A 21,673-nucleotide genomic window follows, 5' to 3' on the forward strand; every position below is an offset into this window, starting at 1 on the left:
CGCCATGTTTAAACGCTAGAGCAGACACCACTCAGTATGATTAAGCTGACGTTTTAGTCAGCCATTTAATAAAGCTTCTTGCATCACTTGGTGAGGCAAAACGGGTATTTCTCATACCCATTTTATCGGCAAAGATAACATTACTTTTATTTACTGAGATTGACAGCACAGGCTGTGCAATTTGGATCACAGATCCGTTATATTCATATGACATAGAAAACTCACAAATTTATGTCGAAAATCGACAAATTAATTAAATAAGCTTCACTACAGTGTTGACGATATTCCCATCGATTAACGCCTAAAAAGGCTCGGTCCAGCCACGAGGATATTCTGGCTAAGTGGTCGCCGTACAATAATTCAGCTTTTGATTTTTTAATGCTGGCTTACTGGATCAGGGTAAGAAAGGACATTATAAACTGACCTCACGCATAGGTAGCGTTGGCCCAAGGAAAGAAATTTACCACCGACCCCAAATAAAAAGCAAGCAATTTTTGTTATTTTTTAAAATTCCAACAATATTGCCTGCTATGGTATCCAAATAACTGGCTTTATAAACCTGTCACCTTCGACAGATGTGTGCCTAGAGTTAGATCAATTTGACTGCTTGGTGCCTGTAATTCCACCAGAGCGTCATCAAAGTCTCCCTTACTGAAATGGTCATAGATATTGTTAGATAACGCATACGGCTCACTGGGCATACCTAAAAACGGAAATATCATTCGATCAAGTTCACCGTCTGCGTCTTTATCATGGATCACATTAATGGCGTACTTACCCGCAGGTATATTCTCAAACACAACGACCGTATTTGGTGCAACTGGCGCAACTACTTTTTTTAAAAAATGCTGTGCTTTAGGGTCATTAATGTTTAGATCTGCATGGTAATCAGCACTGTTGTCGTGGATCATTACCAGCAGCTGTCCTTCTTCACTCGTTACATTGCTTATATTTACAATCAGCCTAGTTGCGTCCCCTGGCGTTGGGTTTATGCTCAGTTTACTGGTTGATTGACAACCGCTCAAAACAATAGCAGCTATAATCATTAATATATTTTTCATGCTTATCTCCTTATAGTTTGAGTGATTAAATTAGCAGCTCTACACCTTGATAAATATGATTAAGGCAAGGTATTTTTGTAAAAAAATGTAGTGCGTATCACTGCTTTACCATCATGACTTTCAATATTTATAAGGCTATTTTGAATGACTAAACCTCGTATTACTATACATTACTGTGTGCTATGTCAGTGGTTATTACGAAGCGGCTGGCTTGCCCAAGAATTACTTTCAACATTTTCTGATGAACTGCAAGAAGTCGCAATTTCGCCAGCATCAAAAGGCGTATTTCAGATTTACTATAATCACGAACTGATCTGGTGTAGAGAGCAAGACGGCGGCTTTCCAGAAGCTAAAATATTAAAGCGCAGAGTCAGAGATAAGTTAGATCCAGCCAGAAACCTTGGCCATATTGATAATTAGACGATTAAATCAAACGCATTTTGATTGATTATTAATCAACATTTAGTTAATTTAAATAAGACCTTTGAAACTGAGTATTAATAACATAAGGTTAACCTTAACAAATAGCATGCATTCGACGTTGTTTTGCAATGTTCTCAATATGCTGTTATAAATCATCATAAAATAGGTACATCCATACAAACTGGATCAATAACAAAAATGAAATTCCGTTTTAGCCATTTTGAATTTGACTGCGAAGCTTTAGTTTTAACCAACAATGGTAAAGTATTCTCGCTAAATGAAAAACCTGCCAAATTGCTGGCTCTACTACTTACCAATGCTGAACATATTCACAGCAAAGATGAAATACTCGAAGCCGTGTGGCCAGGGCGTGAGGTCACAAACCAGGTTGTTTTTCAGAGCATTGGCCACTTAAGAGCACTGTTTGGTGATGATGCAATAAAAACTTTTTCTCGCAAGGGCTATCAATGGCAATTACCTCTCACCGAAGTGACCGACGATGAAGCCCCCCCCGCAACTTCACCTCAAGTTGAGACTCCCAAGCAAACTGCAAACAATGACAATAACGAAGATCTCTCAATACCGTCGGCACCTGAAGATAACATCGCCACTGACACGCCAAAGCCTGCGTGGCCTCTGGCGGCTGCAACCTTGCTTGGCTTACTCGCTGGTGCTTACTTTTTTATATGATCTCTTACAGCCACCACGTCCGCAAGCTCTGGATTTAGCAAGATATTATGCTCAAAGATTCAGACTGTGGGCTAGTCGTTATTGACGTACAAGGTAAGCTTGCCAGAATCATTGATAACAGCGAGCAAACTTTACGCAACATAAGTGCACTCATACAAGGTGCTAAGGCCCTTGATTTACCAATCATCTGGCTTGAACAAACGCCCGAGAAATTAGGCCGCACCGTGCCTGAGCTGGAAACGTTACTTTGCGATGAGCAAGTCATTACAAAAACCACTTTTAGTGGCTTCCTCAATCAAGCGTTTCAGACAAGGCTGGCCAATGAACAGAGGCGTCACTGGCTTATTTGTGGCATAGAAGCACATATTTGCGTTTACCAAACGGCAATGAGTCTATTGGATAATAATTTTGACGTTACATTGATAACGGATGCAATTGCGTCTAGAAACGTGCAGCACAAGCAGCTCGCCATACAAAAGCTTACACACTGTGGTGCACAACTGAGTAATGTAGAAATGCTCTTGTATGAGTTACTCGCCGATGCCAATCACCCTAAATTCAGAACCATATTGCAATTGATAAAATAGCGTGCCCGACGCGATAATCACATTATCTGTGATTGGCGATAGAGCATTGACTGCATATGCATTAGTTCGCTTTTTTACTTTTTATGTGAAGGGAAAATAGGTTTATTGGTCGCTCAGTTCAATTGCCTGAGTGGCTAGAACGGTTTGCAAAGCTTCATCCATTTTTTCTATAAAATCATGCTTGTATGGATACCTATCGGTGGCGTCTTTAGCATAGCCAATATGCGCAGTTCGCCTCAAAATAACACGATCTTCTACAATATTACTCAAGTCTAATTCCGGATGAATACGTTTAAGATTTCTTAATCCTAATAACGTAGAAAGCCTATCGTTAACGTAACAATCAATACGCCTTTTAGCTAACTTCATCACGTTCGAGAACGTGTCTTTATTTTCCCAAAGGTGGATCTTACTCTGCTTATGGGCTTGTCTGAGCAGATCATCAAGTATCATATAACCCGCATTCAGTCCGACGTTGATAGGGTGAGCAGTCGTATCTTCCGAGTCTATCCGTTTGAGTGAAAAGCCTTGATTACAAAATGCAACAATAACTTCTTCCAGTAGCGGTACTGAGTAAGGCCAAATAAAGGGCCGGCGTTTGATGTGAACATATGGAGGCATCAACGCAAACGCTTCACCATTTTGTAATGCTGAAACCCCCCTTTTCCATGGCACAGGATGTAGTTCAACCAAATATTTATCGTCAATCAGCCGCGCTGCTTGTTTTACTAAATCAACATAAATACCCTTTAACTCTCCATTGCTGTAATAAGTATATGGAGGATAGCTCTCGTCCACTAAAATCGTGACACGATATTGGGGATTTGCATGACTTTTCAATGTGATAAACACGCACAACAGCAGCGTCATACTGATCTGAATAGGTGGTGATAATTTATTCTGATACCCTGCAATCATAAATATCTTCTAGGTTGTATTGTGGATATGCCACACATGTGCCGCTGTGGCTCTGTTTCGGCACCGCTCCCAAAGCCACAATAGAAACTATAGCTCAAACATTCAAGTGGTGTTTAGATACGTTCCACATCCCCCAGAAAGGCATTGTGATAGAACAGTAAATGATATTACCTGCACAACGATAAACACAAAAATGGAGCCATATACAAACTTACGAACAGCCTAATTTCGGTACCATATTAAATCAGATTGATAGTTTCACTAAACTTGCAATTATCACCACCTCACTCTTTACTCAATTTACTAATATGACTGATAGTGCACAAACAATACAACTTAAATAATTATTTAGGATGATTTTTAAGTAAAAAAGTAAGCCTTTTTAACTTAGTCTTTGTATCTACCATGAGTATCGTGCACAATATTTAACAAAATCAATAAGTTCATTCTTTTGTGAACATATTTTGTAGGTGGTTCATGACAACTCAAACAATACCAAAGTCCAGTAATTCAAATGTTGAAAATTGGTACTTGGTCAATTACGCAAAGAAAATTACGCGACCATTCGGTATCATTGGGGCGTTATTTGGTCTTATCGCGCTCTTTGGATATGCCTTTAACATAGAGCCTCTTTACAGACCATTTGCCAATGGGCCTGCCACCCATCCGATCACTGCCCTGTGTATGCTTTGTATTGGGCTTATGCTTGGTGTGAGCAACAATACGAAACAACTCCCTTATCTAATTGTGTTGCCCTTAATAGTTTTTGTATTAACCTTCATCAGAATGCTCGATCTCTTATCTGGATCGTCAATGCTAACGAGCTTAACGCCATTTTCAGGGACGGTAGAAGCCCAACTACTCGCTGGCAAGAGTAATTATATGGGTATAAATTCCAGCATTATGCTAATGGGTATAGCATTAAGTTTGCTACTGTATAATCAGCATCACAAAGCTGAGTCGCAATGTTTTGCATTCATTTCGCTGGCTATACCTATGATTTCTTTAACAGGTTATGCCTACAACATAAATGATTTCTACGGACAAATGTCTATTCTAACCACAACTATTGGGTTAATTTTGGCCATTTCCAGTATTACCACAACCGCAGGTCACGGTGCAGTTAAGGCAATCTTAAGCCCATATATCGGAGGTAAAATAGCCCGTTTACAAACCATTGTCGGCTATTTGTTTCCAACCATCATGGGATACCTGATGGTGAAAAGCCTAAGCAGCAGTGAGAGCGACTTATTTGGTCTGTTTGTTGTCGCTATTTGTTGGTTTATTATTCTTATGATTGCCATATCTGCCATTTTGCAAGAACGAAGTGATAAAAACCGCCGAATCGCTGAACATCAATTAGCTCATGCTGCGATGACAGAGCCATTAACCGGTCTGGCAAATCGTCGTAAGTTCAATCAGGTTGCGGCACAAACTTTGACTGATTCGGAAAGGACAAAACAGGCCATGTGGCTATTCATTATAGATATTGATCACTTTAAAAAAGTGAATGATATTGGCGGTCACGATATGGGTGATAGAGTATTGGTTGAAGTTGCAAACGTACTAAAACGCTCGGTTCGCAATGATGGTCTCGTCTGCCGGATCGGTGGTGAAGAATTTGCCGTGATCCTAAGTAACTTGGATGGTGTAACCGCACACATTGTAGCTAATAATATCAGGCAAAACATTGCAGACATGGTCATTGAATATTGGAGCGAACAACATGGCCCTATCACTGCATCTATCGGCTGCACCTCTAATCAAGGTAACACTACCATTGAAAGTATGCACAAGCTTGCTGATACAGCAATATACCAAGCAAAAAATAATGGCCGAAATCAGGTCGTTTTTATGCCTAGCGTACCAGCCGTGTAATAATGGCGACAATGGGTAGACTCACCTAGCATTCGGTAAGCCTACCTATCCCTCAGTCCATCGCGTTAAAAACGATAAGTTAACCCCACGGTGGTACTGCTCCAATCCTGATCAACCGTCACAAGAGACTCAAAGTCAGGTAGAATTTGATGGTCAACAAACACACTTAACTTGTCATTCACCTGATATTCCAACCCTGCCCCATAACTAAAACCACCGCGAGTCCAGTTGCTATTATGATGATAATCCTCCACCATCACGCCCGCCTCATTAACCTCCCACCTTTCATTCTCAAAGTTAATTTTAGTGCGCGTATAACCTGCGACGCCATATACATTAAAACCATCTGCAATGGGGTAACTCAGCTTTAACAACAAGGAAGTTTGCAGATCAATGTCTTCTTTATAGGATCTTACCAGTTCAGAGGTTGCATATCGTCCAGACATGCCGGATGTTCCTGTGGCAAAGCGACTCTCAAATGCAACATACTGATTAAATTCATAACCTATCAAAAAGCCCGCCGCACTATAGTCTCTGTTTGACACATCAAGATCTTGCTGGTTGTACAATGCGCCCACATAAACATCATCATTTGCCACTGCATTGTGCGTTACAAGCGTGCCAAGCATAATCAGGGCGGTCGATAACATAGCCTTCATTTTTAATCCTTTTTAATAATTTAGTAATAATCCAAACTTGTCAGTAAGACTAACAATGGCAATAAAATTAACTTATATTTCAGTAAATTAATGTTCTAAGATTGTAAAAAACTGTTCAACATACGGATCCAAAGAGCGTAGCTATTGAGTGAAACTTGTTGGTACTTCATAGTTGCGATTGACGAATATTGGCCCTAAAGTGGGCATATGCGTTTTATGTCTAGGGAAGGGTTTATGAATACGCTAATGTTTATCTCGGATGTCTCTGTCACGCTGCTACTCACTAGCGTATCGTTGGCGTATATTGGTTGACACAACTTGTCTCAATTATCATGGCGATTGCGGTTAGCTATTTGTTATTCGCCTCCTTATTTATTGTGGTGGGCTGGTACTTTTGCTGTTTAAAAGTGTTTACACTACTCCCTCAGTGGGTGCTATTACTACCAATTGGCGTACTTAGCTTTGGCGGAGTAATGCTGTAAAGGTGCACCTAAAAAGACTAAAACTGTACTCTAAAGGTGGCACCTCCGTGAGGGTTTTTACAGGTAACGGTTAAGCGCGCATGGTGGCGCTCAGCTATCTCTTTTACTATCGCCAACCCCAAGCCACTGCCTGTCAAAGTTGACTGTTCTTTACGCCAGAAGCGCTCAAACAACTTATCCTTATTTTTCTCGTCAATACCGGGGCCGTCATCTTGTACTTCTATTTGGTTGTTTGACGCTCGCACAATGACGCAAGCACCAGCTTTACTATGTCGAAGTGCGTTTTCAATTAAGTTTTTCACCATAATATGTACTGCTGCTTTATCCACATGAACAAACTCTCCTATATCCTGCCCTTCCAAACATAGCTCTTTGTCCAAAGATAAAGCCAATGGGGCTAACATCATACACGCTTCTTGACTGAGCATAAGTAGGCTCAATGTGGTTTTTTCATTGCCAAACTGTCTTTGGGCGCGTGATAAATCCAATAGCTGTTGTACAACCCGAGTCATATATCCCACATCAGCCAACACTCCTTCAATGGTCGTACTATCCATATCGGCAAGTTGCACACGGGTGTTAAGGATGGCCAAAGGCGTTTTTAGTTCGTGCGCGGCGTTAGCAACAAAGCGCTTTTGTTCATCAAACCCAGTCTCTACACGCTCCATCGCCTGATTTAGTGAATTAACAATCGGTTGGATCTCTATGGGTAGCCCATTCGAGGTTAAGCGAAAACTCAGTTGCTCGGGCGTAATCGCTTCAAGCTGACTGGCAACCTCTCTTACTGGACGTACAATTGAGCGAATGGATAAAAACCCCACCAACATAAACACCCCAAATGCGGCTACCATAGTCACAATTGATACCTGACTTAGCACAGGCATCACCGCTTCATTGGCAAACTCACCAATCAAGTCGTTGCGTGCAAGGTCGACATAAATCGCTGTTCCTTGTACGTCATAATCAAGGCGGTAACGATCAATGCCTGCTTGATGGGAGTACCCCTTTGGTAAAGCTGAGTCCAGCGCCGCCAAAGCCTGTGAGCCAGCCTCAGACGAAATTGAACTCAGCATTACTTGACCACTACTTTGCTCTACCACTCGAAACGCAAGGTTATTGAACAGGGCATCATAGCCCCACTTTTCAGCAACATTCTCTGAGTGATAATGCAGCTTTTGCTGATCATCGAAATATAACTGCTGCACAATATCTTCGCTCATACCATACATACTGCTTTCAACCGCAAGGTTAGCGAAATTGATCGAGAACAAATACAAAGTCACCCCGATTAAGGTGAATACGGCGGAGCCTATTAGTAAAAAGTGCAGATAGATCTTTTTAGCAAGCGAATGTTGGCGAAAGTTCATGTAAGAATATACCCAATGCCGCGTAAGGTTTTTATGGTAGAGTCAGCGCAAGCAGCTTCAAGCTTCTTACGAATACGGTGTACTGCCACTTGAATTGCATTGTCCGTTACCTCAAACCCCAGCGCATAAATCGCATCATATAACGCGTCTTTACCCACAGTCAGTCCAGCATTTCGCAACAAATACTCCAAAATAGCGACCTCGGTCTTGCCCATACTCAGGTTGCTGCTGCCCACCATTACCCGTCTTGCTTTGGTATCTAACGCTAAATTCCCCTGAGCTAGCAAGTTTCCGGTGTAACTGTTTGGCCTTCTAAGTAATGCCCTCAGGCGGGCTTTGAGCTCATCAATTGAAAACGGCTTATTTAGGTAATCATCCGCGCCTAAATCTAACCCTTTTATTCTGTCATCAACACTACCACGAGCGGTTAAAATCAAGATGGGTACTGGGTTATGCCCTTGGCGAATACCTTGAATTACTTCTAAGCCATCCTGATCTGGCAAGCCAAGATCAAGAATAATGGCATCGTATTGCCAGCATGACAGCAATGCCCAAAGTTGAGACGCATCGTTGGCAACATCAACAGCATGTCCGTCTTGAGCAATTGCTTGTTGTATAAATTGTGCAAGCTGTTGGTTATCTTCGGTGATCAATATACGCATTTGGCGTTCAGTTTCCTTGCTAAACGTTACACTCAGCATGTTGTAATGCCCTCTTTGGTATGCACCCATGGATCACTATTGGCATAACGAACAGTATTACCAACGTGGATGAAACCAACCCACCGATCACGGCCCAAGCTAATGGAGGCCAAAGAGGGCTGCCACTAAAGGTCAGCGGCACCATGCCAATGATGGTTGTGAGTGTAGTTACTATAACAGGTCTGATCCGACTTTGTACCGCTAACTGAATAGCGCGTTTTTCACTCATGCCTTGCGCTAGGTTTTGCAACGTCGCATCAATTAGCAAGATGGTACTGTTGACCACAATACCTGTTAGTGCAAGCACGCCTAAAATTGACATAAAACCAAACGGTATACCCACCAAAGCTAACATTACAGGTGCCCCTAAGATGCCAAAAGGAATACTCAACACGACCACGCTCATCCACCTCAGTGAGTTAAATTGAACGATTAGGGCCAAGAGCAACAAAGCGATACCAGCCGGTAAGGTAGTCACCAAGGCTTGGTGAGCATTGTGGGCCTCTTCCAGTTCTCCACCAAACTCCAGCCGTACGCCATAGTGTGCGGCGATAGCCAATAATTCTGGCTGCAATGTTTCTAGTAATTGCTCTTCATCCACCCCAAGTGCAACATCACTTTTGATAGTTAACACTGGAGAGCCATTCATTCGCTGTGAAAAACTGGGGGCACCGCGCATATTTTGGCTTGCCAGTGCGGCCAATGGCACAACATTTCCAGCGGTATTAATGATTGGCGTGTTCAACAAGTCCGTACTGCTTTGTGAGGCCTGTGAGTCATAAATCACCAGATCGATTGGTTCGTGTAAAAAATGCAGCTTAGTCGCCACCAACCCAGAGCTTCTCCAAGCAATATATTGGCTGACTTGTGATTCTAGCAACCCCTGCTGTATCAGCAGTGACTCATCAAATTGTATATTCAGCTGAGTGCTACCGTACGTGTAGCCGCGACTTAAATTTGTTAATGCTTTATGCGTTCGCAATCGTTCCAGTATGGCCTCTGCGGCCCTCATGCTTTGAATGCGGTCATCACCCAGTATTCTTAGTTCAACGGGGCTTTCGATAGGCGGCCCTTGACCTAGTTCTCTTGCATGTATCACCAACGCCTCAAACTTCGTTTTAAGAACCTGATTAAGCTCACTGACCAGCGCTTTAACTGAAACGCCTTTATGTGTTTCAAATACCACTCTGGCGACATGTGCTTCACTGGGCTGTTGTACTAGATTGTAATAAAAACGTGGCCCCGAAAACCCAGCAAACATCCAGGTTTTAGTGATATCATCCCGCTCATTTAAGTACTGCTCAACAGCTCGCCCTATATTTGTGGTATTTGCAATATGACTACCTATGGGCAGCTGAATATCAACATACGCCTGATTTCGGTTTGTTTTTGGAAAGAACTCACCAGGTTGTGACTTAACGTTTATCAATACGGCTATGGCCACAGCACAATATAACAGTGTACGTCTGGGCGCATTGAGTGACGCGTAGGCTATTCCGCTACCAATCGTTTCTAGCCTATCCTTAGACGCCTGCTGAGCACGGCGTAACCATGCAATCTCTAAACTCAATAGCTGAAATAAAACCGGTATCAAGGTCAACGATATTAAATAGCTGGCGATGATGCACAAGATCACCAATAGGGGAATTGTTGCTATAAAATCAGCGACACTGCCTTTTGCCAGCAACATAGGCACAAATGCAGCAACCGTGGTTAATGTTGCACAAGCCAGTGGCCCTTTGAGCTCTGTTACAGCTTTAATTATAGAATCAAATTTGCTTTGTCCTTGCTCTAAAAAATGAGTTATCCGCTCAGTGACAATAATACCGTTATCAACCATCAACCCCAAAGACAATACTAACCCTGCGATGGTCATTTGATGGATCACTCCATCAAATGAGGTAAACACAGCTATCACGCTCAGTACCGCAGTTGGAATAGATAAAGCAACGATCAAAGCACTACGAACTGACATTAAACATAGCAGCACTAGGGCTACACCTGTCACACTCAAAAGTAGCGACTGCATCAAGCCTTCAATGCGCTTAACAGAGAACTCAGGTTGAAACAATTCGATGCTCACTGGCGCTTGAGTGTAGCGCGCGTTGATCTGCGCTATAAGTGATTTAATCTCCTCACCTACGAGTTCAACGTCTACAGCATTTGGCACTAAGGTAATGGCAAGTCCTAATACTTGCTTACCATTTTTCCAAAATAGCTCATCTGCTAGTGGGTTTGTCCGATAGTGAATATCAGCAATACTCGACAACGGTACATACGCACCGCTTGGGGTCAGTATCTGTTTTTGTGACAGATAGTGTACATCGCTCAGCCTATCAACAGCGCCAAGCCCCATCCCTGTCATGTTGCCTGATAGAGCGGCGTATAAATGTTGGCTGTTTGCCTGCTGTAACCGCTCAGCTAAATCCAAAGGAGACACTCCTGTGCTTAGCAGCTTAGATTTGGGAAAATCCACAGCTAACTGCAAGCCGGGATCACCCACCAAAGTAACGTTACGCACAGCACTTATAGCGAGTAATTGCTCACGTACCTTTAAGGCTAGTTGCCGATCTGATATTAGTCCGCCACCACTATCTATAGACAACAGGATCCCTTGCGTATCTTGTGCCCTGTCAACAATGTCGATTTGGGCATTATGAATGGTGCTTTGTAACTCGGCCAAGCGCTCTTTGATCCTTTGCCAGAGTGCATCCGTCTGGTACTCATCTTCTTGCAACTCAACATCCACTGTTGCGGATCCCAACTTTACCCGTACGTTGAGGCGGCTAATCTCATCGATACTGCTCAACGCTCGTTCGATGGGCTTTACGATAGAGTCCGTAAGTTGCTGCACACTCGCGCCTGGGCTAGACACCACAATAAAGCCATTTCTGTACGCAAAATGTGGATCTTCTTGCTTACTCGCAAAATGCCAGCCCGCAATGCCTGTTACGCAAAGTAGAAGCACCATACTCAGCGCCAATCGCGTGTTCAAATACCATGGCAGTCGATTTTTCACAGGCGTTCTCCTCATTTCTCAGAGGCTAAGTTCAGTGCCAACTTAGCCTCTGAAACAATCATCGCGTGCCCGCCCAAGTATTCGTTCGCACTGACTAAGAATGTATCTCCGACAGTGGCCACAGGCTTCACTAACACCTTTCGGGGAACCGCTTCATCAAGTAAAAGGTATGGACGATTAAATGGGTCGTAACGCAATGCATATGCTGACACTTCATAGAGAATGTCATCGCTCATAGGCAGTAAGAGCTGCACACTTCGGCCAAAGTGTTGCTCGCTGGTAAAGCTTTGCGAAGCGCTATCAAGTTCTACCGTCACTGTAAACCAAGGTGAGTGCGAGTTGCTCGGTAATGTGCGTTCCACCACACTCCCCTGCAGTTGCAGATCCAAACTCGGCACGGCTAAATTGACTAATGAGTCGCGTGATAATTTCAGCGCTTCTTGCTCAGGCAACTTGAATGCCACTCTATAAGCATCACTAGTTTGGAACCTAAGGATTGATTCACCGACCTTTACAAAGTCTCCAGGCCTTGTGTAAATGTCGCTTATCACACCAGCAGATTGAGCACGTATCTGATGATCAATTTGTAAATTAGCGATCTCCGTTAGCTGTGCTTGTGCGAGGTTCACCGACTGTAACGCTACTTCTTTGACTGCTACTAGCCGATCCAAATCGGCCTCGCTTTGCAATCCCAAAGCCACCAACCTATTTGTCCTTTGCTGTTCCTCTTGTGCATTTTGCAGGCGAATTTTTTCCCGCTTCAACTTTGCTTTAGCAGCATCCAATTGCGCCTTCAACTCAGGAGAGTACAGTGTTACGAGCACATCGTTTTTGGCAACCTGCTGCCCAGCACTGACATGTAATTGAGCAACCCTTGCTACAGAAAATGAGGCGATATCAAAGCTTTCTCTACCTTCGATACGCCCATAAAACACTTTATTTGGTGCTTTATGAGCAACTTTTATCGGTAATGAAGCAGCCTCAAAATATAAATCTTTATTTTCAAATAAAACCGCTGCATTTACCTGAACGGCAACAGTGCACAGCAAAGCAGTAATTAGAAACATTTTAGAAAACATAAACATAACCTAATATAATTTGAGCGGAGCCTGATTTATCTATCAAAGGTGAATCTTTGATTTCACTGGCGTAGCTGGTGTAACTAACATCAGCCTTAAGCATATGATGTTTGCCAAAAAACCAGTCTGAGCTCACGCCTACTTCATAGCTGACAGATCCATCACCTTGGTACAACGGACGGTTAGTGCGAGCCTCTGTGGCACTTACACCATAGTAGTAATCCACTAAGTCTTCGCTTTCATAGCTTGCTGATATGTATGGTTTTACTGTACCTTTTTCGAAGCGAATTGGCGTACCAAAGCTCACACTGACCTCATAACCTTCATGGGTACTGGTCAAGTCGTGGATGAGCTCCAAACCGAACTCACCAAAATCTGTATCGAGTTCCGCCGACACGCCCATATCAAAACTCATATCTCTGTCTTCCATGCCAGCATAAAAATCTGCGTCGTCTGCTTCATAGCCATCCAAACGTAGATGACCTGTGAGTGAGATTTCATAATTCTCAGTGTGAATGATTTTATAATTGGCTCTGGGGCCAAGCAGTGAGAAGTTGCCATATTGAATTGCCAAAGCGGGTACCAATACTGTTTCATTGCCTATGTCGATATAACCCTGATCTTGGGCAATCGCCGCAATCCCCACCCCCCAGCTAAATTCTTTATTATTTGCTTTGGGCTGTGCTATTGCCCCCGAACATGCCAATACCAATGTTGATAAAAATAGACCTCTAACCATCACTCATTTCCTTCTTTAGATTGTTTGTAAATTGAGCTAAGCATTTGCTCAACAATATTTGTTATGGCCAATTTAGATGCACAAGCTTTCTACAAACTTACAGTTTGGAAAAAGTTATAAAGAGAAGGCTGCCACTATAGAAAACAAGCTTCATGCTTTGCACTGTATACATCTCAAAGCTGAGGAAGGAGCAAACATTACAAGCTGTTGCCACGCTAATTATTTGCGAGGCCTATGTTCTTTAGCTACTTTTTAAACATCGCTATGAAGACTTTGTGCTAAGGAAACCAAGTGAAGATATTGTCCGTCGACGATAACCCGCAAAATAGAACGGTGTTAGAAAAGGCTCTCAATAAACAATACGATATCGTCTCTTCTGATGGCTCAGAGCCGATTATTCCTTTGCTGGAGTGCCACCAACCAGACGTTGTGTTGATGGATATTATGCTAGGGCAGTCTTATTCTGGCTACGATTTAACCAAAGAGATTCGAGCAACTCCCACCTTTGAAGAGTGTGAAGTCATCTTTATTTCAGCCTTGACTTCAAGCGAAGATAAACTTGCAGCCTATGGTAGTGGCGGTGACGATTACATTGCCAAGCCTGTCGACTTTAAAGAGCTCAAAGAAAAACTAAAACGCGTCAAACTGCGTATCGAAGAACGTAACTCGCTCAAAGAGCAGTATGAAATGGCCTCCACAACCGCCTTTACGTCTATGCAGCAAGCCAGTGAGCTGGGGGAATTAGTCGCTTTTTTTACCGAAAATTTATCGGTGACGGACATCAGTCAACTATTCAACAATATTCAGCGATTTTTTAGAAGCTCAGGTGTTAACTGTAGCGTTGAATTTAGAATAGCGGGTGAGTTTTATCAGTTCCCCGAGCAAAGTCTCACCAACTTGGAAAGGGAAATTCTGGAGTTGGGTCGTAGCGCAAAGCGTATTGTCCCATTCGGTGCCAATATTCTGTTCAATTCACCGCAGTGCTCCATGCTTGTGAAAGGTCTTCGTATCAATGATGAAGACGTAATTGGTCGCGTTCGAGATAATTTTGCCATTCTTTTGACCATCGTTGATAGTCGCATCGACTTCATTGAAGGTCAGATCGAAAAAGGCAATATTCGTAAAAAAGCACTGAATAACCTCAAGACTCAGCTGTTGGATGATTTCGGTACCATTAAAAACCTGTGCGAAAGTCAGGACAAGAAAATCGTCAAACTAGTGAATGACTTGTCTGAAGCAATCCAATTAAAAATCATTACCTTAGGTCTTGATGAAGAGCAAGAGTCAGAACTAATGTGTTTAGTAGACGAAACTAAGGATGTGGTTGAAGAAACTCTAGGGCTGTCGTTCGTGATTGAAGACAAGCTATTTAATATTACCGAGCGACTAAAAACCGTTGAATAAAGCAAATCTGCATTTTATGCGATGCCCTCTAGAACGAATTTACTTCGAGCGCGCCTCGAACATGACAATTAGGCCAAAGCGACTGTGAAAGACTTGAGAAACAACTCTACCATTCTAGCGATAGATGATAACCCCACCAATCTAAAGCTATTGCACAGGTTACTTAGTGCAAAAGGATATAGCCATGTTCACTTGCTTACGGACTCCCGAGAAGCCCTAAGCACATATAAAATGCTTCGCCCAGACCTGATCTTATTGGATATTAACATGCCATATATGGATGGTTTTGAGGTGATGGATGCGCTGTTTTCTTTGCAAGAGCCGCTTATGGCACCCATTATCGTTATTTCCGCGCAACAAGGCTCTGAGACAACTCTAACTGCATTAGAAAAAGGCGCACGAGACTACATTACCAAGCCATTCGAGAAAAATGAGTTGTTACTACGAGTGCAAAATTTATTAGATGCGCACTTAGCACATAAGCTGCTTAATGATCAGGCTCAGGTACTAGAAAATATGGTGGAACTTAGAACCAAAGAATTGAACGATACACGCCTGAGTGTTGTGCAACGATTAGGTATGGCCGCTGAATATAAAGATGAAGAAACAGGCTACCATATTTTAAGAATGAGTCATTTATGCCAACTATTAGCGCAAAAAATGGGGTTACCCCCAAAAGACTGTGAACTCATCTTACATGCCAGCCCAATGCACGATATCGGCAAAATCGGCATACCAGATTCAATTCTTTTAAAACCTGGTGCTCTAGATGCACATGAATGGGAGGTAATGAAAACTCACGCTCAAATTGGCGGCCAGTTGCTAGGCGATGATGACTCTGACTTGATGATAATGGCTAGAAATATCGCACTCACTCACCACGAAAAGTGGGATGGTAGTGGCTACCCTAATGGCTTACAGCAAGAAAGTATACCAGTTGAAGGCCGAATAGCTGCCGTAGCAGATGTGTTTGACGCTCTGACTTCTCAAAGGCCATACAAACAAGCTTGGAGTATTCAAGAGGCTATTCAATATATTACAAGCCACAGCGGGACCCACTTTGACCCACAAGTTGTTGATGTATTCATTGCCCATATTGACGATGCCATACTCATTAAGAATCAATTTCAAGATGAATAACACAGTGCAAATACACACAAGGTTGCAACCTCGGCGCTTTAACCAAAGTACAGGAAGCACATAAGCATGTATCCAATACCACACTTACTCCACAAACTCATGCTCTTAAAAAAGCGTATTGGCCAAGAGAGTTTAGATCCGCATAAACTGCAAGAAACCATTAACAAGGTCAGCAAACTGATAGAAGAAATGTGCAGTGGCCAACGTGGTAGCGCAATTTATCCTGAATCGCTCATCCGAACGGTTTTCATCAACCAGTTGCATGCGTACCAGACAAACCCTAATACAGAATTAGCAAAATCAATAACCCGATCTATCGACAACATTTCCTATATTTTGTCTCAAAATCATATGTTCGCCAGAAGTATGCGCGTCGAAATGATGCAGGCAGGTCTGTTGGATTACCATGAAAACGTGGTTATTGTCGACGACAATATACAAGAAGCTGAGCAATTGATGGAGGTTTTAAACAACGCTGGATTCGATGTCTGTTCGGTAAAAAATGTAGCAGAGTTAGAATCGTTCCTGCATACACATCATGAGTATGACGCGTCTAGCATGGTTATTTTCAAATGGAATCAAGAACCCACCGAAACACAGCTTTATCCCAATATTACCAAAATAAAGAAAATGCTACCCCATGATGCGTCATTAATATTGATGTCGTCTGCTATTGATATACAGTTACGATTGAAGGTGCTCCGTGTTGGCGTTGATAGGTACATCCAACTACCAAGCCATGAGGTTTACATCGCTAATATCCTCAGTACCCTAACAGAGAATAATAAAGTCGAGCCCTACAGAGCGCTCATTATAGACGACAACCTAACTTCATTGACATTACACAGCGCAATTTTGCAAAGCCAAGGTTTTGAAACCGTTGAGTTCAACAAACCGATGGAAGTATTTGAACATGTACATGAACTCAAGCCTGATGTGATCATCTTGGATTTCCACATGCCCGATATGATGGGCCCAGAAATGGCGACACTGTTGCGTGAACAGCCTGACTTGATGAGTGTGCCTATCGTATTTTTATCTGTTGACTCGGACTACTCCTCTCAACTCTATGCGCTTAAAACTGGCGCAGACGACTTTCTTAAAAAACCCGTTGACCATGATCATTTTTGTGGTGCTATTTCAGTAAGAGCACGCCGCTATCGCTTCAAAATGGCACTCAAAAGAAACCTACAAAGAGAGGTCTATGAAAGAGACAAAGAGCACCTAGCTATTAACTCTCATGCTATTGTCAGTATTACCGATAGCAATGGTGATATCATCTATGTGAATGACTACTTTTGTCAAATAAGTGGTTACACAAAAGAAGAGCTCATGGGACAAAACCACCGATTGATAAAGTCGGATGTTCACAATAGAGAGTTTTATCGTGACATATGGCATACCATTTCTCGAGGGGAAGTTTGGAAAGGAGATATCTGTAATAAGAAAAAAAATGGCGGCCTATACTGGGTTCATTCCACCATCACCCCCATGCTCAATAATGACGGGCGCCCTTATCAATACATTTCGATTCGCACCGACATTACAACCAATAAAATGCTGCAAGAAGCCCTAAAAGCAATGGTGATCAGCACATCCACAACGATGGGAACTGAGTTCTTTGAAGAGACCACCATTGGTTTAACATTGGCCACCGGTGCAACTAGTGCATTTATTTCAGTGCCAGCATCAAAGCCAAATACAATGAAAACTTTGTCGTTGTTCCACAACGGAGAGCACTTGGATTCATACGAGTATGAGCTTGCTGGTACACCATGCGAGCAAGTAGTTAAGAACGGGTTATGTTTCTACGAAGAAAATGTTTATCAGCAATTTCCCAATGACGATTGGCTAAGGGAAAATAAAATTGAAGCTTATATAGCTGTACCACTGACTTCAATAGAAGGGATCAGATTGGGCCATGTAGGTTTGATGAGCAATCAAAAGCTCTATAACTCCGACTACACAAAATCATTGTTAACGGTCTTTGCCGATCGCGTTTCGTTGGAATTACTCAGACTGCATAATGAAGAAAAACTCGTAAAAGCCAAAGAAGAAGCAGACAGAGCTAACCGCGCTAAATCCGAGTTTTTATCAAACATGAGTCATGAATTACGCACACCTTTAAATGCTATTCTTGGATTTGGTCAACTTCTTGAATCCTCGGAAGATCTCTCAAAAAATGACGCCGATGATTTAGCTGAAATACTCAAAGCCAGTAGGCATCTACTCAACTTAATTAACGAGATCTTAGACCTGTCAAAAGTCGAAGCTGGTAAGTTTAAAATCGACAATAAACGCACCGATATTTCTCAAGTCATTAAAGAGTGTACTAAATTAATTGAAGCAGATTGTAATAGTCGAGGCTTGACCTTGCACGTTGATAAACACTCACAGATAGAAGCTGTTTGTGACGGCCTTAGACTCAAGCAAGTGCTCTTAAATGTGCTTTCAAACGCGATAAAATACAACAAAAATAATGGTGAGATTCGCGTTGCCATAAATGAAGATAGCCACTTTTGCTCTATATCCATCACTGACTCTGGAATAGGTATTAGCGAAAAGGACTTAGAAAAAATTTACGAACCTTTCAATCGTCTAGGCGCGGAGGGCTCAGAAACAGAAGGCACGGGGATCGGGTTAACACTTACTAAGAAGTTAGTACACCTAATGAATGGAGAGCTATTAGTACAAAGTGAGCCAAATGTGGGGAGCACTTTTACCATCAACTTATTGAAAAAGTAACAATGACGTATTGAGTGCAGTAACTCAATGATGAAAGAAGCGTGCTATGAGGTGTTTGCAAAAGATGAAGGCAGTTCAAACAACCCCCTACTCCTATGTGGTGATTTTACTCGTTTGCTCGTGCTTTAGTGCACTGTATTTGATAGTCACAGAACAAGCAAAGGAGAATAGCGCAACCACATCAGCAGCAATCCACCAAACCCACCTTGATAGTCAATTAAGACTACTGTCCTCTATAGCGAGAAAAATGGAACCACAAGCGGCGTTTTTAGCTTGGAAAAACAGCCTTGATGAAAGCCCACAGCATACAACCTCCGGCTACCTTATCACCATTGGTACGCAACGTGTGATCGACAGCACTGAGCAAATGGCAATAGATTCCCCAGCAATACAGGTCATAAGCAGCGATGACCTGATTCTAGATGCACTGACAGCAACAGAGCCCGTTTTTTTAAAAGTACAAGACTCTTTATTTGGCCTCACTAAAGCATGTAATAGTGCTTCTGTAGCCGAAACACAGTGCTTTTTATATGCGCTGCAACAGCGGATAACTCAACCACCACAGCAGAGCCTATCTCAACAGCTCGTTTGGCTGCTATTCGCGTTTATATTGTCGGTGTCTATACTAGCCTACCTCAAGCTGCGTATACGTGGGCTTAAAAAGGCAATACATAGCTTTCCAGATCCTCGTTCACTCAATGAGTTACAAGGTGATGAATTTTCAGTCATCGAACAGGGGATCTCATCTATCGAGGCTCAAAGTAATGCAGACAGCGTGCAATTAGAATCAGAGTTACACCAAAAAGATCAGCTGTCAGTGCAACTTCAGTCGCAGTATTCACGCTTGTCAGCGATTATAAACACAGTCATAGATGGCGTGATCACCATCGACAAGCACGGTACAGTGGAGACCTTTAATCTGGCGGCGGAGAAAATCTTTGGTTATCGTGCTAACGAAGTCATCGGCAACAATGTAAAAATGCTTATGCCCACACCTTATCAGGATGAACACAATGATTACATTACTAATTATTTAGATACCGGAAACGCGAAAGTCATAGGCTCTGGTCGCGAGGTGTTGGGCCAAAGAGCTGATGGCGCACTCTTTCCTCTTGAGCTATCTGTCAGTGAAATGAATGTGGATGGCGAGCGAATGTTCACAGGCGTTGTTAGAGATATTTCTGAAATAACGGCGCAAAAATCCCTGTTGAGCGATCAAGTTTCGCGAACCCGTGCCATTATTGAAACAGTCATAGATGGCATCATCACCATTGATGAATATGGCATAGTTGATAGCTTTAACCCTGCCGCTGAAAAAATATTTGGCTATACAGAGCATGAGGTCATTGGGCAAAACATAAAAATGCTAATGCCAGCCCCTTATCAGCAGGAGCACGATACATATCTATCAAATTACAGAAATACTGGGATAAAAAAAGTTATAGGTTCTGGTCGAGAGGTTCTAGGGCGAAGAAAAGACGGCTCTGTTTTCCCAATATCCCTGTCGATAAGTGAAATGAGCGTAAACAATAAAAAGATGTTTACTGGCATTGTTCGTGATATTACCGAACAAAAAAAGTATGAAATTGCACTAAGCCAATACCGTACAGACTTAGAGGAGAAAGTAAAACAACGTACCACAGAATTAGAAACTGCCTCACAACAAGCTCAAGCCGCCAGTCAAGCTAAGTCAAAATTCTTATCAAGAATGAGCCATGAGCTTAGAACGCCACTCAATGCCATCATTGGTTTCACGCAAATTCTAGATGACGAACCTCTAACACCTGCTCAGCAAGACAGTTTGAATGAAATTTCCAAAGCGGGAAAAGATCTCATGACCATGGTGAACGAGATACTACAAATAGCAACTATTCAAACAGGCAACTTAGCAATCAGCAAAGAAGAAGTCCTGCTCAATGACAATATACAAGCTGCGATTAACCAATTATTACCGCAAGCACATAGCAAACACCTCACAATCACATTCGAGCAGACCACTCAGATATTTGTCAGCGCAGACTACGCCAAATTAAAGCAGGTCATTACCAATATTCTAGACAATGCCATTCATTTCAGTCATGACGGAGGGGCTATAAATCTTTCTTTGCAGGCACTTGGTGAACAAGCACGTGTGATAATTGAGGACTTTGGTATAGGTATGTCACAGGACAAACTTACCAGCATCTTTGAGCCATTTGAACGTGGCTCAGATGCCTACTCAGGTGAGGAAGGAATAGGCATAGGATTAACCATCGCGAGTGAGTTTTTACAAGCAATGGGAGGCACAATAGCCGTAGAAAGTACCGAAGGCGAAGGCACCAAATTTACCGTTACGGTGCAACTGTTAAGAGAAGTCTATGACTGTCCTTCACAAACCAACTCAATACTATACATAGAAGACAATGTAACGAATAGAAAACTAATGAAGCGGCTCATCAATCGGGTTGACAATGTTGAGTATTTTGAAGCTATAGACGGCGCAAGTGGTATTGATGCTGCATCACATATCTTACCAAGCATCATACTGTTGGATATAAATTTGCCTGATATGTCTGGCTATGATGTTTTTAAACTTTTGAAGGAAAATGATAACACGAAGAATATTCCAGTTGTAGCCGTTTCAGCCAACGCCATGACAGCAGATAAAGAAAAGGCAACCGAGCTAGGTTTTACAGATTACATAACTAAACCCATTGAAATGAATGAACTTAAATCAGTAGTAGAGACCCTATTGAGCTAATCTTGCTTGCTATTTTGCCTAATACCCAAAGTAAATAGCTG

17 protein-coding genes are annotated in these 21,673 nt (G+C 42.4%); 8 read left to right on the top strand and 9 right to left on the bottom strand.

The features are described 5' to 3' along the window. Window positions 1–40: 40 nt before the first annotated feature. Complete coding sequence (locus L1070_RS15365; RefSeq protein WP_170829151.1) at window positions 41–214, bottom strand: hypothetical protein; 174 nt, start codon at window positions 212–214, stop codon at window positions 41–43. Window positions 215–551: 337 nt separating this feature from the next. Further along, complete coding sequence (locus L1070_RS15370) at window positions 552–1,061, bottom strand: DUF2141 domain-containing protein (protein ID WP_070985997.1); 510 nt, start codon at window positions 1,059–1,061, stop codon at window positions 552–554. 144 nt (window positions 1,062–1,205) lie between these two features. Here L1070_RS15370 and L1070_RS15375 point away from each other — a divergent pair, with 144 nt between their 5' ends. The 3 genes from L1070_RS15375 to L1070_RS15385 all read left to right on the top strand — a co-directional run bounded on the left by L1070_RS15375 (window position 1,206) and on the right by L1070_RS15385 (window position 2,761). Continuing rightward, a complete protein-coding gene (locus L1070_RS15375; protein ID WP_070985996.1) occupies window positions 1,206–1,481 on the top strand; it encodes a SelT/SelW/SelH family protein in 276 nt (91 codons plus the stop codon). Between the two features lie 201 nt (window positions 1,482–1,682). Then, complete coding sequence (locus L1070_RS15380) at window positions 1,683–2,174, top strand: winged helix-turn-helix domain-containing protein (RefSeq protein WP_237126207.1); 492 nt, start codon at window positions 1,683–1,685, stop codon at window positions 2,172–2,174. 47 nt (window positions 2,175–2,221) lie between these two features. Beyond that, a complete protein-coding gene (locus L1070_RS15385; RefSeq protein ID WP_237126208.1) occupies window positions 2,222–2,761 on the top strand; it encodes a hydrolase in 540 nt (179 codons plus the stop codon). Between the two features lie 102 nt (window positions 2,762–2,863). Here the strand turns inward: L1070_RS15385 and L1070_RS15390 are convergent, their stop codons facing one another. After that, the gene (locus tag L1070_RS15390) at window positions 2,864–3,679 is read right to left on the bottom strand and encodes a transporter substrate-binding domain-containing protein (RefSeq protein WP_237126209.1); all 816 of its coding nucleotides are present in this window, start codon (window positions 3,677–3,679) and stop codon (window positions 2,864–2,866) included. Between the two features lie 477 nt (window positions 3,680–4,156). Here L1070_RS15390 and L1070_RS15395 point away from each other — a divergent pair, with 477 nt between their 5' ends. Next, the gene (locus tag L1070_RS15395; protein WP_237126210.1) at window positions 4,157–5,557 is read left to right on the top strand and encodes a GGDEF domain-containing protein; all 1,401 of its coding nucleotides are present in this window, start codon (window positions 4,157–4,159) and stop codon (window positions 5,555–5,557) included. Window positions 5,558–5,622: 65 nt separating this feature from the next. On the opposite strand, the gene L1070_RS15400 is transcribed toward L1070_RS15395, so the two are convergent. The 6 genes from L1070_RS15400 to L1070_RS15425 form a co-directional block, all read right to left on the bottom strand. After that, window positions 5,623–6,216, bottom strand: coding sequence for a porin family protein (locus L1070_RS15400; protein WP_237126211.1), 594 nt, complete (start codon window positions 6,214–6,216; stop codon window positions 5,623–5,625). A 499-nt stretch (window positions 6,217–6,715) separates the two neighbouring features. After that, window positions 6,716–8,065, bottom strand: a complete 1,350-nt coding sequence (locus tag L1070_RS15405; protein WP_237126212.1) for a HAMP domain-containing sensor histidine kinase — start codon at window positions 8,063–8,065, stop codon at window positions 6,716–6,718. After that, window positions 8,062–8,727: a response regulator transcription factor gene (locus L1070_RS15410; RefSeq protein WP_070985988.1), complete on the bottom strand. Its 666-nt coding sequence runs from the start codon at window positions 8,725–8,727 to the stop codon at window positions 8,062–8,064. Before L1070_RS15410 ends, L1070_RS15405 begins: the two co-directional genes overlap by 4 nt. 19 nt (window positions 8,728–8,746) lie before the next feature. Continuing rightward, entirely contained in the window at window positions 8,747–11,785 is a 3,039-nt protein-coding gene (locus L1070_RS15415; protein WP_237126213.1) for an efflux RND transporter permease subunit, read from the bottom strand. Between the two features lie 11 nt (window positions 11,786–11,796). Further along, on the bottom strand, window positions 11,797–12,864 hold the full coding sequence (locus tag L1070_RS15420) for an efflux RND transporter periplasmic adaptor subunit (protein WP_237126214.1): 1,068 nt from the start codon (window positions 12,862–12,864) through the stop codon (window positions 11,797–11,799). Then, the gene (locus L1070_RS15425; protein WP_237126215.1) at window positions 12,854–13,603 is read right to left on the bottom strand and encodes a MipA/OmpV family protein; all 750 of its coding nucleotides are present in this window, start codon (window positions 13,601–13,603) and stop codon (window positions 12,854–12,856) included. The genes L1070_RS15420 and L1070_RS15425 overlap by 11 nt, the downstream gene beginning before the upstream one ends. 291 nt (window positions 13,604–13,894) lie before the next feature. Here L1070_RS15425 and L1070_RS15430 point away from each other — a divergent pair, with 291 nt between their 5' ends. From L1070_RS15430 to L1070_RS15445, 4 genes are all read left to right on the top strand, one after another. Further along, complete coding sequence (locus L1070_RS15430) at window positions 13,895–15,007, top strand: response regulator (RefSeq protein ID WP_237126216.1); 1,113 nt, start codon at window positions 13,895–13,897, stop codon at window positions 15,005–15,007. A gap of 84 nt (window positions 15,008–15,091) precedes the next feature. Then, window positions 15,092–16,147, top strand: coding sequence for an HD domain-containing phosphohydrolase (locus L1070_RS15435; protein WP_237126217.1), 1,056 nt, complete (start codon window positions 15,092–15,094; stop codon window positions 16,145–16,147). 66 nt (window positions 16,148–16,213) lie between these two features. Continuing rightward, window positions 16,214–18,892 (top strand): response regulator, encoded by a 2,679-nt coding sequence (locus tag L1070_RS15440; protein WP_237126218.1) that lies wholly within the window; start codon window positions 16,214–16,216, stop codon window positions 18,890–18,892. 64 nt (window positions 18,893–18,956) lie between these two features. Further along, window positions 18,957–21,632 carry a PAS domain-containing hybrid sensor histidine kinase/response regulator gene (locus L1070_RS15445; protein WP_237126219.1) on the top strand — a complete coding sequence of 892 codons (2,676 nt, stop codon included), beginning with the start codon at window positions 18,957–18,959 and terminating at the stop codon, window positions 21,630–21,632. Window positions 21,633–21,673: the final 41 nt, after the last annotated feature.

Origin of the sequence: Pseudoalteromonas sp. MMG022 (assembly GCF_021654245.1) — a bacterium.
In the GTDB taxonomy this organism is placed as follows: domain Bacteria; phylum Pseudomonadota; class Gammaproteobacteria; order Enterobacterales; family Alteromonadaceae; genus Pseudoalteromonas; species Pseudoalteromonas amylolytica.